At 63.1% G+C, this 13,072-nt stretch carries 11 protein-coding genes; 8 read left to right on the forward strand and 3 right to left on the reverse strand.

The window, feature by feature from the left end; genetic code table 11:
* Positions 1-173: 173 nt before the first annotated feature.
* Positions 174-911, reverse strand: coding sequence for a 30S ribosomal protein S2 (gene rpsB / locus AB688_RS22280; RefSeq protein WP_054891081.1), 738 nt, complete (start codon positions 909-911; stop codon positions 174-176).
* Between the two features lie 344 nt (positions 912-1,255).
* On the opposite strand from rpsB, the gene map reads away from it, so the two are divergent.
* The 4 genes from map to AB688_RS22300 all read left to right on the forward strand — a co-directional run bounded on the left by map (position 1,256) and on the right by AB688_RS22300 (position 7,019).
* A complete protein-coding gene (map, locus tag AB688_RS22285) occupies positions 1,256-2,038 on the forward strand; it encodes a type I methionyl aminopeptidase (protein ID WP_054891082.1) in 783 nt (260 codons plus the stop codon).
* A gap of 22 nt (positions 2,039-2,060) precedes the next feature.
* On the forward strand, positions 2,061-4,760 hold the full coding sequence (locus AB688_RS22290) for a [protein-PII] uridylyltransferase (RefSeq protein ID WP_054891083.1): 2,700 nt from the start codon (positions 2,061-2,063) through the stop codon (positions 4,758-4,760).
* Between the two features lie 21 nt (positions 4,761-4,781).
* Complete coding sequence (gene dapC, locus AB688_RS22295; protein ID WP_063545922.1) at positions 4,782-5,978, forward strand: succinyldiaminopimelate transaminase; 1,197 nt, start codon at positions 4,782-4,784, stop codon at positions 5,976-5,978.
* 303 nt (positions 5,979-6,281) lie between these two features.
* Complete coding sequence (locus AB688_RS22300; protein WP_063545923.1) at positions 6,282-7,019, forward strand: M12 family metallopeptidase; 738 nt, start codon at positions 6,282-6,284, stop codon at positions 7,017-7,019.
* Between the two features lie 2 nt (positions 7,020-7,021).
* On the opposite strand, the gene AB688_RS22305 is transcribed toward AB688_RS22300, so the two are convergent.
* Entirely contained in the window at positions 7,022-8,668 is a 1,647-nt protein-coding gene (locus AB688_RS22305) for a Na+/H+ antiporter (protein WP_054891085.1), read from the reverse strand.
* Positions 8,669-8,949: 281 nt separating this feature from the next.
* Here AB688_RS22305 and AB688_RS22310 point away from each other — a divergent pair, with 281 nt between their 5' ends.
* From AB688_RS22310 to AB688_RS22325, 4 genes are all read left to right on the forward strand, one after another.
* Positions 8,950-9,297, forward strand: a complete 348-nt coding sequence (locus tag AB688_RS22310) for an ArsC family reductase (RefSeq protein ID WP_063545924.1) — start codon at positions 8,950-8,952, stop codon at positions 9,295-9,297.
* A gap of 35 nt (positions 9,298-9,332) precedes the next feature.
* On the forward strand, positions 9,333-10,367 hold the full coding sequence (dapD, locus tag AB688_RS22315; RefSeq protein WP_054891087.1) for a 2,3,4,5-tetrahydropyridine-2,6-dicarboxylate N-succinyltransferase: 1,035 nt from the start codon (positions 9,333-9,335) through the stop codon (positions 10,365-10,367).
* 121 nt (positions 10,368-10,488) lie between these two features.
* Positions 10,489-11,694 (forward strand): cysteine desulfurase, encoded by a 1,206-nt coding sequence (locus AB688_RS22320; protein ID WP_063545925.1) that lies wholly within the window; start codon positions 10,489-10,491, stop codon positions 11,692-11,694.
* Positions 11,691-12,101: a SufE family protein gene (locus AB688_RS22325; protein ID WP_063545926.1), complete on the forward strand. Its 411-nt coding sequence runs from the start codon at positions 11,691-11,693 to the stop codon at positions 12,099-12,101. The genes AB688_RS22320 and AB688_RS22325 overlap by 4 nt, the downstream gene beginning before the upstream one ends.
* Positions 12,102-12,164: 63 nt before the next feature.
* On the opposite strand, the gene tcdA is transcribed toward AB688_RS22325, so the two are convergent.
* Complete coding sequence (tcdA, locus tag AB688_RS22330; protein ID WP_065862293.1) at positions 12,165-12,974, reverse strand: tRNA cyclic N6-threonylcarbamoyladenosine(37) synthase TcdA; 810 nt, start codon at positions 12,972-12,974, stop codon at positions 12,165-12,167.
* Between the last annotated feature and the right edge of the window lie 98 nt (positions 12,975-13,072).

Below are 13,072 nucleotides of genomic sequence, written 5' to 3' on the forward strand. Positions count from 1 at the left end.
TGGAAAGTTTTTCAACCATTCCACCCGTTCATCACGGGCGTTCAATTCTGGAAATCCACTGTCTTCACACCAGCGTCACACATGATGCGGCGTGCTTGCTGACAAGAGGATTTCAGGTGGCAAAAAGGGGGCCAAGCCCCCTTTTCGCGTGCCAAGTAGACGCCAGGCGTCAATTACTCAGCAGCTGGTGCCGCCGCTTCTTCAGCGTAGACTTCGGTACCGCCGGCAACGTTGTTGCGACCGCGGATGACGGCGTCAGCCATCGAAGTCATGTACAGCTCGATGGCGCGGATTGCGTCGTCGTTGCCTGGGATCACGAAGTCAACGCCTTCAGGGCTGCTGTTGGTATCGACAACGCCGATGACCGGGATGCCCAGCTTGTTGGCTTCGGTGATTGCAATGCGCTCGTGATCGACGTCGATGACGAACAGAGCATCAGGCAGACCGCCCATGTCCTTGATACCACCCAGGCTGCGATCCAGTTTTTCCAGGTCGCGCGAGCGCATCAGGGCTTCTTTCTTGGTCAGCTTGGCGAAGGTGCCATCTTCGGCCTGGGTTTCCAGGTCGCGCAGACGCTTGATCGAAGCACGGATGGTCTTGTAGTTGGTCAGCATGCCGCCCAACCAGCGGTGATCAACGTATGGCGAACCGCAACGAGCAGCTTGCTCGGCGACCAGTTTGCCAGCGGAACGCTTGGTGCCGACGAACAGGATCTTGTTCTTGCCCTGGGCCAGGCGCTCTACGAACGACAGAGCGTCGTTGAACATCGGCAGGGTTTTTTCCAGGTTGATGATGTGGATCTTGTTGCGCGCACCGAAAATGTACTTGCCCATTTTCGGGTTCCAGTAACGGGTCTGGTGGCCGAAGTGCACACCGGCCTTCAGCATATCGCGCATGTTGACTTGGGACATGATAGTTCCTTGATAAGTCGGGTTGGGCCTCCACGTATCCCAATGACCAACCCATGGATCCGAAGATCCCGGGCACCCAGGCCATCGTGTCGACACGTGTGTGGGTTTGAGCTGACGGGGACCTCCCCGAAAGCGGCGCATTTTATACCACAGACAGAAGACGAACGGAACCCGCAAGGTGCTTCATCCGTCAGCGGCTTTTGCAGCGGTTCGACAATCGCGCCAGAATGCCTCACATAGACCACCGGATCCGCGGTTTTCTCCCCACAGAACGACGCCCTGCTCTGTTAGAATCCGGCCTTTCCCGTTTGTTGCGCGCCGCCCGGCGCCGTAGAGAGCCTGTAATGACCGTCACCATCAAGACCGCAGAAGACATCGAGAAGATGCGCATCGCCGGCCGCCTGGCCGCCGAAGTCCTCGAAATGATCGAAGAGCACGTCAAGCCTGGCGTGACCACCGAGGAACTCGACCGCCTGTGCCACGACTACATCGTCAACGTCCAGCAGGCGATCCCGGCACCGCTCAACTACAAAGGCTTCCCCAAGTCGATCTGCACCTCGATCAACCATGTGGTCTGCCACGGCATTCCCAACGAGAAACCGCTCAAGGATGGCGACACCATCAACATCGACGTGACCGTGATCAAGGATGGCTACCACGGCGACACCAGCCGCATGTTCCATGTCGGCACCGTCGCGCCCTGGGCCGAACGCCTGTCCAAAGTCACGCAAGAGTGCCTGTACAAGGCCATCGAGCTCATCAAGCCTGGCTGCCGCCTGGGCGACATTGGCGAAGTGATCCAGAAACACGCCGAAAAGAACGGCTTCTCGGTGGTTCGCGAGTTCTGCGGCCATGGCATCGGCAAGGTCTTCCATGAAGAACCCCAGATCCTCCACTACGGCAAGGCCGGCACCGGCATGGAACTGAAAGAAGGCATGACCTTCACCATCGAGCCCATGATCAACCAGGGCAAGGCCGACACCAAGGTGCTGGGCGATGGCTGGACCGCCATCACCAAGGATCGCAAGCTCTCGGCACAGTGGGAACATACGCTGGTGGTCACCGCCACGGGTTATGAAATCTTCACCCTGCGCAAAGACGACACCATTCCCCGTACCTCGGCGTAATTCAACTCAGGAAGGCGACTCGATGCCCCAGGTGGATCCAGAGCTGTTCGACCGTGGCCAGTTCCAGGCGGAACTGGCGCTCAAGGCAAGCCCCATCCCCGCCTTCAAGAAGGCTCTGCGCCAGGCAGCAGACGTCTTCGACAGACGCTTTCGCGAGGGTGTCGAGATCCGGAGCTTGATCGAGGACCGCGCCTGGTTCGTCGACAATATCCTGCAGCAGGCCTGGAACCAGTTCGACTGGGGCAATCCGGACGGCATTGCCCTGGTCGCGGTCGGCGGCTATGGCCGCGGCGAGCTGCACCCCTGGTCGGACATCGACCTGCTGATCCTGCTCGACCAGGCGGAACACGAGCAGTATCGCGACGCCATCGAGCGCTTCCTGACACTGCTGTGGGACATCGGCCTGGAGGTCGGTCAGAGCGTGCGCACGGTCGAGGAATGCGCCGAGCAGGCGCGCGCCGACCTGACAGTGATCACCAACCTGATGGAAAGCCGCACCGTCGCCGGCCCCGAGACGCTGCGCGAGCGCATGCTGGAAGTCACCAGCACTGCGCACATGTGGCCGAGCAAGGAGTTCTTCCTGGCCAAGCGCGCCGAGCTCAAGGCACGGCACCACAAGTACAACGACACCGAGTACAACCTGGAGCCCAACGTCAAAGGTTCGCCAGGCGGCCTGCGCGACATCCAGACCGTACTCTGGGTTGCCCGTCGCCAGTACGGCACCCTCAACCTGCACGCACTGGCCGGTGAAGGTTTTCTGCTGGAAAGCGAGAACGACCTGCTGGCCTCCTCGCAGGCCTTCCTCTGGCGCGTGCGCTACGCCTTGCACATGCTTGCCGGACGTGCCGAAGACCGCCTGCTGTTCGATCACCAGCGCAGCATCGCGGCGCTGCTCGGCTACAGCGACGAGAACCCCAAGCGCGCCATCGAGCAGTTCATGCAGCAGTACTATCGGGTGGTGATGAGCATCAGCCAGTTGTGCGACCTGATCATCCAGCACTTCGAGGAAGTGATCCTCGCTGACGACAACGGCAGCACCCAACCGCTGAACACGCGCTTTCGCCTGCATGATGGCTATATAGAAGCGGTCAATCCGAACGTCTTCAAGCGCACCCCGTTCGCCATGCTGGAGATCTTCGTGCTGATGGCCCAGCATCCGGAGATCAAGGGCGTACGCGCCGATACCGTACGCCTTCTGCGCGAACATCGGCACCTGATCGACGACAAGTTCCGCAACGACATCCGCAATACCAGTCTGTTCATCGAGCTGTTCAAGTGCGAGATCGGCATCCACCGCAACCTGCGGCGCATGAACCGCTATGGCATCCTCGGTCGCTACCTGCCGGAATTCGGCCTGATCGTCGGACAGATGCAGCACGACCTGTTCCACATCTATACGGTCGATGCGCACACGCTCAACCTCATCAAGCACCTGCGCAAATTGCAGTACACCCCGGTGTCGGAGAAATTCCCGCTGGCCAGCAAGCTCATGGGACGCCTGCCCAAGCCTGAGCTGATCTACCTCGCCGGCCTCTATCACGATATCGGCAAGGGTCGCCAGGGCGATCACTCCGAGCTCGGCGCGGTGGACGCGCAAGCCTTCTGCGAGCGCCACCAGTTGCCGGCCTGGGACTCGCGCCTGATTGCCTGGCTGGTGCAGAGCCACCTGGCGATGTCCACCACGGCCCAGCGCAAGGACCTCTCCGACCCACAGGTGATCAACGATTTTGCACTGTTCGTCGGCGACGAAACCCGCCTGGACTACCTCTACGTGCTGACCGTGGCCGACATCAACGCCACCAACCCCAGCCTGTGGAACTCCTGGCGCGCCAGCCTGCTGCGCCAGCTCTACACCGAAACCAAGCGCGCGCTGCGCCGGGGCCTCGAAAACCCGCTGGACCGTGAAGAACAGATCCGCCAGACCCAGAGCGCGGCGCTGGACATTCTCGTGCGCGAAGGCACCGACCCGGACGATGTAGAGCAACTCTGGTCGCAGCTGGGCGACGACTATTTCCTCAAGCACACCGCAGCGGACGTGGCCTGGCACAGCGATGCAATACTTCAGCAGCCGGCCGATGGCGGTCCGCTGGTGCTGATCAAGGAAACCACCCAGCGCGAGTTCGAAGGCGGCACGCAGATCTTCATCTACGCGCCCGACCAGCACGATTTCTTCGCCGTGACCGTGGCGGCGATGTCGCAGCTCAACCTGAACATCCATGACGCCCGCATCATTACCTCCAGCAGCCAGTTCACCCTCGACACCTACATCGTGCTCGACAACGACGGCGGCTCGATCGGTGACAACCCGCAGCGGGTCAAGCAGATACGCGAAGGGCTGACCGAGGCACTGCGCAATCCCGAGGATTACCCGACCATCATCCAGCGACGCGTGCCGCGCCAGCTCAAGCACTTCAACTTCGCGCCGCAGGTGACCATCCTCAACGACGCCCAGCGCCCGGTGACCATCCTCGAGATCACGGCCCCCGACCGGCCCGGCCTGCTGGCGCGCCTGGGACGGATCTTCCTGGAGTTCGACCTGTCGCTGCAGAACGCCAAGATCGCCACCCTCGGCGAGCGCGTGGAAGACGTGTTCTTCATCACCGATGCCGACAACCAGCCGCTCTCCGACCCGCAACTGTGCAGCCGTCTGCAGGAAGCCATCGTCGAACAGTTGCAGGCCGGCCAGTCCAGCGATACCAGCCCCACCCGCGTGACCTTCTGACGATTACGAGACCTTGCGCCGATGAACCATGCCTTGACCCAGCTTCAGCCCTACCCCTTCGAAAAGCTCCGCGCCCTGCTCGGCAGCGTGAAGCCTGCCGCGGACAAACGCGCCATTGCCCTGTCGATCGGTGAGCCGAAGCACGAATCCCCGGCGTTCGTCGCCAAGGCCCTGGCCGACAACCTCGACAAATTGGCGGTCTACCCCAGCACACTCGGCCTGCCGGCCCTGCGCCAGGCCATCGGTCAGTGGTGCGAGCGCCGCTTCGGCGTACCCGCCGGCTGGCTCGATGCCGACCAGCACATCCTGCCGGTCAACGGCACCCGCGAAGCGCTGTTCGCCTTCACTCAAACAGTGGTCAACCGCGCCGATGACGGCCTGGTCGTCAGCCCCAACCCGTTCTACCAGATCTACGAGGGCGCGGCGCTGCTGGCCGGCGCCACCCCGCACTACCTGCCATGCCTGGAAAGCAACGGTTTCAATCCGGATTTCGACGCGGTACCTGCCGAGATCTGGAAACGTTGCCAGATCCTGTTCCTGTGCTCCCCAGGCAACCCCACTGGCGCGCTGGTGCCGATGGACACCCTGAAAAAACTGATCGCCCTGGCCGACGAGCACGATTTCGTGATCGCCGCCGACGAGTGCTACAGCGAGCTGTACTTCGACGAAGACGCCCCGCCGCCTGGCCTGCTGAGTGCCTGCGCCGAACTCGGCCGCAGCGATTTTGCGCGCTGCGTGGTGTTCCACAGCCTGTCCAAGCGCTCCAACCTGCCTGGCCTGCGCTCGGGCTTCGTCGCGGGCGACGCCAGGATCATCAAGCCATTCCTGCTGTACCGCACCTACCACGGTTGCGCCATGCCGGTGCAGACGCAACTGGCCAGCGTGGCCGCCTGGCAGGACGAGGCCCATGTGCGGGCGAACCGCGATCAGTACCGCGCCAAATATGACGCCGTGCTCGAGATCCTGCAGCCAGTGATGGATGTACAGCGCCCGGACGGCAGCTTCTACCTGTGGGCCAAGGTGCCGGGTAGCGACGCCGACTTTACCCGCGACCTGTTCGAGGCCGAGCATGTGACCGTGGTGCCTGGCTCGTACCTGTCGCGTGAAGTGGATGGCGTCAATCCCGGAGCAGGACGCGTGCGCATGGCGCTGGTTGCGCCGCTGGCCGAGTGTATCGAGGCGGCCGAAAGGATTCGCGGGTTTCTCGCAGGGCGCTGAAATGCCCCTCGCCTCGGGGCTGGCGTCGATGTCAGCCCCGAGGCAACTATCTACCGCCCCCTCGCCCCTGCACTGGCACATTGTTCGCTCCCGACCAAGGGGCTGAGCGATATCCTGAGGGCCGCCTGCCAAGGGCTGGAGCATGCAAATCTCGAGTTCGGTCATGGCCTTGACATGATCATGAGCATCAGCACCCGGGGGCGGTGATGCCTGAACGCGCGTCACCACACAGACTTATGTAATGCCACGTAGCTTGATCCGTCGCAGATCATCCTGAGCTCCAAGCACACCAGGAGCGCTCCTATGCATACACCCTTCCCACCCCGCTGCCGTCACCGCACCGATCAGCAGCTTTCCCATGATCTGGCCGTTACCGAGAACCCCCGCAACAGGGGCCAGAGCAACGGCGGTCGAAACAAGCGCGGACTGATCCAGACCGGCCGACTATGGACACCCGGTCGTACTTTGTGGGTCTCGTTTCTCGGTGCTCCGGACAGAAAGCTCAAGATGTCGATCTTCGAACTGGCTTGCCAGTGGGTGGAACTTTCCGACGCCAACCTGACGCTTGATCTATCAGAGGATGATGACAAACATGCCCAGATCAGGATCCTCACAGGCAAGCATGCAGAGCACAACGAATCAGACATCGGCACCGATGCACTGGCTTATGAAGACGACACCATGGCGCTGAATGTCATACCGGGGGATGAAACATTCGAATCCACCGTGTTACACGAGTTCGGCCATGCGCTGGGGTTCGAACATGAACATCTGCACCCCGATGCCAGCATCCCCTGGAACGAGCCGTTGCTAATCGAAGCTCACAAGCGTGCGGCTGGCTGGTCAGAGCAAGACGTCAGGGAGCAATACCTGAACAAACGGCCCGACAGCGGACTGATCAAAACCCAGTACGATCCGCTATCCATAATGCATTACCCGATTGCGGCCTGGATGACCTTGGATAATTCCGAGATAGGCCAGAACACAGAGCTCAGTGCGAAAGACATCGACCTGATGCGCCTGGCCTACCCGCACGACTGACGCTAACGAACCTGCCCCAGGTTCGCCTCGCTCATGTCCAACTCCCCCAGCACCTGGCGCACGACTTCATCCCCCACCAGGTGCTGGCGGTGCAGGCTGTAGAGCTCCAGCCGCTGCGCGCGCAATGCGCGCAGGCGCAGCCGACGCTCCAGAAGATCCATCTGTTCGGCCAATGCACGCGCTTCGGCGCTGTCGTTGTAGCTGTCCAGCTCGTCCCGGTACTCTGCCATCAGGCGCGCCTTCAGCTCGGTCGCCAGCGTCGCCTGGGCGGCATCCTGCGGGGCATTGGCATCGACGACCTCCTCAGCCTCCAAGGCATGGATGGCGGCTTCCGCAGTACGCCTCCAGGCTTCCTGCACCTCCTGGTGCAGGCGCTCGTCCGGGCTCTTGGTCACCCCGCGCAACAGGATCGGCAGGGCGATGCAGGCACTGATCAGCGACAGCAGGATCACCCCGGCGGCAATGAAGATCAGCAGATCACGCTCCGGGAACGCCTGGCCGGCCCCGATCAGCAAGGGTACCGACATCACACCCGCCAAGGTCACAGCCCCACGCACACCGCCAAGGGTCAACAGCCAGCACGAACGTGCGCTGGGCATCAGCACCAACGCCGACTTACCGCGCCAGCGGCGCACCACGCCGATAGCGCGCCACACGCTCTGTACCCAGACGAACCGCAGCAGCACCAACGCCACGAAGATCGCCACCACATCAAGGCAACGCCAGGCCAGGGTCGGCCACAACGACGTTTCGTGGCTGACAACTGCCTTGATGATGTCGGGTAATTGCAAGCCCAGCAGCAGGAAGATCAGACCATTGAAGGCGAACTCCAGCAGCGACCAGACGCTGCGGTTGAGCAGGCGCGTGCTGGTCTGGCGCGGCAACAGGTCGAGCCAGCTCTGCATCATCCCTGCCGCCACCGCCGAGAGAATGCCCGAGACACCGAGTCGTTCGGCCAGCACATAGGCGGCAAACGGCAACAGCAGCATGAACACCACATGCGTCGCCGGATCGTCCCAGCCCCGGGCGATCATCCAGGCACGCAGGCGCCCCACCAGCCAGCTGAGGCCCACGCCAACCGCAAGCCCGCCGATGGCTACCAGCACGAACGTCAGGCTGGCATCGGTCAACGAAAATACCCCGGTAATGGCAGCTGCCAACGCGAACTTGAACGTCACCAGGCCCGAAGCATCGTTCATCAGTGCTTCGCCCTGGAGCATATGCATCAAGGGGGTTGGCAGGCGATCCTGGGTAATCGCCGAAACCGCCACCGCATCAGTGGGCGAGAGCACCGCGGCCAGGGCGAACGCTACCGGCAGTGGAATGCTTGGCAGGATCCAGTGAATGAAGTACCCCGCCCCCACCACGGTGAACAGCACCAACCCCACGGCCAAGGCCACCACCGGGCCACGAATGCGCCAGAGCTCACGCTTGGGGATGCGCCAGCCATCGGCGAACAGCAGCGGCGGCAGGAACAGAAACAGGAACAGCTCGGGATCGAGGGCCACATGCAGCCCAAGCGTGGGCCAGGCCAGCAGCGCGCCGGCCGCGATCTGCACCAGCGGCAAGGGCAGCGGCACCATGCGTCCGACCAGCTTGGAAAGGCTCACCAGCATCAGCAGGATAAGAACGGTATAGGCTGACTGCATTGGCAAGACTTCCTGTATGAAAGCAGACACGAAAAAAAGGCCAGACTTCGCCCTTGAAACAATATGTTAGCGTCGGGCGGTGATGATGCACCGCTGAACCATGGTCGAACGCCACCCGGGAATATGTAACACAATGCTACCTGAGAGGTCGTGATACAGATCGATCGCCTAGCCGGACAGCAAGCCGTGGCGCCAGGCCCATCGATACCGCATAATCGCCCCACCCATTCTTCAAGGAGTATCGGGGACGCCAGGTCCGGCCCGGCAGCCCCAGGCATTCAATGGCTTACACTCTCTACGGCATCAAAGCCTGCGACACCATGAAAAAGGCCCGCACCTGGCTTGAAGAACAGGCCATCGGTTACGCGCTCCACGACTACAAGACCCAAGGCATCGACCGTGACAGCCTCGAGCGCTGGTGCGACGAGCACGGCTGGGAAGTCGTGCTGAACCGCGCCGGCACCACCTTCCGCAAGCTCGACGAGGCCAGCAAGGCCGACCTGAACCAGGCAAAGGCCATCGAGCTGATGCTGGCTCAACCGTCGATGATCAAGCGCCCGGTGCTCGATCTGGGTGACCGCACCCTGGTGGGCTTCAAGCCCGACCTGTACGCCGCGGCACTGGCCTGATCCGCTCCACACCCTATTTCGCACGAGGTAATTGCATGTCCACCACTCTGTTCAGCCTGGCCTTCGGTGTCGGCACCCAGAACCGCCAGGGCACCTGGCTGGAAGTCTTCTACGCTCAGCCCCTGCTCAACCCGTCCACCGAGCTGGTCGCGGCCGTCGCTCCGATCCTCGGTTACGAAGGCGGCAACCAGGCGATCGCCTTCAGCCCGGCCCAGGCCGCCCAGCTCGCCGACGCGGTCAAGGGCGTGGACGCCACCCAGCACGCATTGCTGACCCGCCTGGCCGAAAGCCACAAGCCGCTGGTCGCCACCCTGCTCGCCGAAGACGGCGCGCTGACCTCGACCCCCGAGGCCTACCTCAAGCTGCACCTGCTGTCGCACCGCCTGGTCAAGCCGCACGGCGTTTCCCTGGCCGGCATCTTCCCGCTGCTGCCGAACGTGGCCTGGACCAACCAGGGTGCCATCGACCTGGCCGAACTGGCCGAGCAGCAACTGGAAGCACGCCTGAAGGGCGAGCTGCTGGAAGTGTTCTCGGTGGACAAGTTCCCGAAGATGACCGACTACGTGGTCCCGAGCGGCGTGCGTATCGCCGACACCGCCCGCGTGCGCCTGGGCGCCTATATCGGCGAAGGCACCACCATCATGCACGAAGGCTTCGTCAACTTTAACGCTGGCACCGAAGGCCCGGGCATGATCGAAGGCCGTGTCTCGGCAGGCGTGTTCGTCGGCAAGGGCTCGGACCTGGGCGGTGGTTGCTCGACCATGGGCACCCTGTCCGGTGGCGGCAACATCGTCATCAAGGTTGGCGAAGGCTGCCTGATCGGCGCCAACGCCGGTATCGGTATCCCGCTGGGCGACCGCAACACTGTCGAAGCCGGCCTGTACATCACCGCTGGCACCAAGGTGAACCTGCTCGACGAGCACAATGAGCTGGTCAAGGTGGTCAAGGCCCGTGACCTGGCCGGCCAGACCGACCTGCTGTTCCGTCGCAACTCGCTCAACGGCGCAGTCGAGTGCAAGACCCACAAGTCGGCCATCGAGCTGAACGAGGCGCTGCACGCACACAACTGAGAACCTTGCAGGCCTCTGTAGAAGCGGGCTTGCCCGCGATCAGCGGACTCTCGGCGTCTGAGATGTTAAGATCGGGTCTGGCACCACGCCAGACCCGATTTTCATTCCAGGCCCCGCAATCATGTTCCAGCCCTCCCCCTGGCGTGCCGACTTTCCCGCCATCACCGCCCTGCAACGGCAGCACCAGACCTACCTGGACAGCGCCGCCACAACACAGAAACCCCAGGCCCTGCTTGATGCCCTGAGCCACTACTACAGCCATGGTGCAGCCAATGTGCACCGCGCCCAGCACCTGCCTGGCGCGCTAGCGACCCAGGCATTCGAGACCAGCCGCGACAAGGTTGCTGCCTGGCTCAACGCCGCTGACTCCCGGCAGATCATCTTCACCCACGGCGCCACCTCGGCGCTCAACCTGCTGGCATACGGGCTGGAGCATGGCTTCGAAGCCGGCGACGAAATCGCCGTCAGCGCGCTGGAGCACCACGCCAACCTGCTGCCCTGGCAACAATTGGCGCGGCGCCGCAATCTGCGCCTGGTAGTGCTGCCGCTGGACGAACATGGCCGGATCGACCTCGACCAGGCCCTGCAACTGATCGGGTCGCGCACACGCCTGGTGGCGCTGAGCCAACTGTCCAACGTGCTCGGCACCTGGCAGCCATTGCCTGCGCTGCTCGCTCATGCCCGCGCCCAAGGCGCTCTGAGCGTGGTCGATGGCGCCCAGGGCGTGGTTCATGGCCGCCACGACGTGCAGCAGTTGGGCTGCGATTTCTACGTATTTTCCAGCCACAAGCTATATGGCCCGGATGGGGTTGGCGCGCTCTATGGCCGCACGGAGGCCCTGGCACGGCTGCGCCACTGGCAGTTCGGCGGCGAGATGGTGCAACTGGCCGACTACCATGAGGCAAGCTTTCGTCCCGCGCCACTGGGCTTCGAGGCGGGCACGCCGCCGATCGCCAGTGTCATCGGCCTGGGCGCGACCCTCGATTACCTTGCCAGCCTCGATCCTGCGGCCGTGGCAGCCCACGAAGCCAGCCTGCACCAGCACCTGGTGCGCGGCCTGGCCGACCGCGAAGGCGTGCGCATGCTCGGCACCCCACAGAGCGCACTGGCCAGTTTCGTCATCGATGGCGTGCACAACGCCGATATCGCCCACCTGCTGACCGAACAAGGGATCGCAGTGCGCGCCGGCCACCATTGCGCGATGCCATTGCTCAAGGGACTGGGGCTGGAAGGCGCGATCCGCGTTTCGCTGGGGCTGTACAACGACAGCGACGACCTGCAGCGCTTCTTCGATGCGCTCGACCAGGGCCTGGAGCTGCTGCGGTGAGCCTGCCTGCCGACGCCCAGCAGGCACTGGACACCTTCACCCACGCAAAAGGCTGGGAACAGCGCGCACGCCTGTTGATGCAGATAGGCGATCGCCTGGAGCCACTGGACGAGTCTGACAAGACCGACGCCAACCGCGTACATGGCTGCGAAAGCCTGGTCTGGTTGGTGACTGGCCAGGTCGACGGACAGTGGCGCTTCAGGGCCACCAGCGATGCCCGGCTGCTGCGCGGTCTATTGGCGCTGCTGCTGGTGCGGGTACAGGGGCTGGACAGCGAAGCGTTGGCCGCGTTGGACCTGCGTGCGTGGTTCACACAACTGGGGCTGGAGCGGCACCTTTCGCCTTCACGCAGCAATGGGCTGCATGCGGTGTTGTTGCGGATGACGGAGTTGGTGTCCAGCCCCTGAGTCGGCGGCACCTGCTTCGCCGGTCCCCCCCCTGCTGCGGCACCCGCGAAGAAGCCCCCGCGCTTATTGCGCCTTCACCCGCTCCGAGGGCCGCCGCGCCCCCGCCACCAGCTTCTCCACAGCCTTGCTCACGGCCACCATGCCGAAGGTCGCGGTGACCATCATCACCGCGCCGAAGCCCCCCGAGCAATCCAGGCGCACGCCTTCCCCCACGAAGCTCTTCTGCAGGCAAACACTGCCATCGCCCTTGGGGTAGCGCAGTTGCTCGCTGGAGAACACACAGGGCACCCCGTAATTACGGCTGACATTGCGCGAGAAGTTGTAGTCCCGGCGCAAGGTGGAACGTACCCGCGACGCCAGTGGGTCGTTGAAGGTCTTGTTGAGGTCGCCAATCTGGATCTGGGTCGGATCGATCTGTCCGCCCGCACCACCTGTGGTGACAATCGCAATCTTGCGTCGGCGGCACCAGGCGATCAGCGCAGCCTTGGCCTGCACGCTGTCGATGCAGTCGATCACGCAATCCAGCGACTCGGTGATGTATTCGAGCATGGTGTCACGGGTGACGAAGTCAGCGACCGCATGCACGGTGCAGGCCGGGTTGATCGCACGCAGGCGCTCGGCCATGACCTCGACCTTCGAGCGCCCCACCTGCCCCTCCAGTGCATGAGCCTGGCGATTGGTGTTGCTGACGCAGACATCGTCCAGATCGAACAGGCTGATTTCACCCACGCCGCTGCGCGCCAGGGCTTCCGCCGCCCAGGAACCCACACCGCCGATGCCGACGACTGCCACGTGGGCCTGACGCAGACGTTGCAGGCCGTCATCGCCGTACAGCCGGGCGACACCGGCAAAGCGTGGATCTTCTGTGCTCATGTTCATACCCCGAAAAAACCGGCGCGCATTATATGCCATGCGGACACGCCGGTGCGGGCTTGTCGACATGAGGGGGGTCTTGGCGCGGCGCGCGTTCA

The organism is Pseudomonas putida (assembly GCF_001636055.1).
Classification (GTDB): domain Bacteria; phylum Pseudomonadota; class Gammaproteobacteria; order Pseudomonadales; family Pseudomonadaceae; genus Aquipseudomonas; species Aquipseudomonas machongensis.

Bases quoted from the DNA above. Each gene is read 5' to 3' on its own strand.
- rpsB (WP_054891081.1), bottom strand. From the start codon at position 911: ATGTCCCAAGTCAACATGCGCGATATGCTGAAGGCCGGTGTGCACTTC.
- map (WP_054891082.1), top strand. From the start codon at position 1,256: ATGACCGTCACCATCAAGACCGCAGAAGACATCGAGAAGATGCGCATC.
- AB688_RS22290 (WP_054891083.1), top strand. From the start codon at position 2,061: ATGCCCCAGGTGGATCCAGAGCTGTTCGACCGTGGCCAGTTCCAGGCG.
- dapC (WP_063545922.1), top strand. From the start codon at position 4,782: ATGAACCATGCCTTGACCCAGCTTCAGCCCTACCCCTTCGAAAAGCTC.
- AB688_RS22300 (WP_063545923.1), top strand. From the start codon at position 6,282: ATGCATACACCCTTCCCACCCCGCTGCCGTCACCGCACCGATCAGCAG.
- AB688_RS22305 (WP_054891085.1), bottom strand. From the start codon at position 8,668: ATGCAGTCAGCCTATACCGTTCTTATCCTGCTGATGCTGGTGAGCCTT.
- AB688_RS22310 (WP_063545924.1), top strand. From the start codon at position 8,950: ATGGCTTACACTCTCTACGGCATCAAAGCCTGCGACACCATGAAAAAG.
- dapD (WP_054891087.1), top strand. From the start codon at position 9,333: ATGTCCACCACTCTGTTCAGCCTGGCCTTCGGTGTCGGCACCCAGAAC.
- AB688_RS22320 (WP_063545925.1), top strand. From the start codon at position 10,489: ATGTTCCAGCCCTCCCCCTGGCGTGCCGACTTTCCCGCCATCACCGCC.
- tcdA (WP_065862293.1), bottom strand. From the start codon at position 12,974: ATGAGCACAGAAGATCCACGCTTTGCCGGTGTCGCCCGGCTGTACGGC.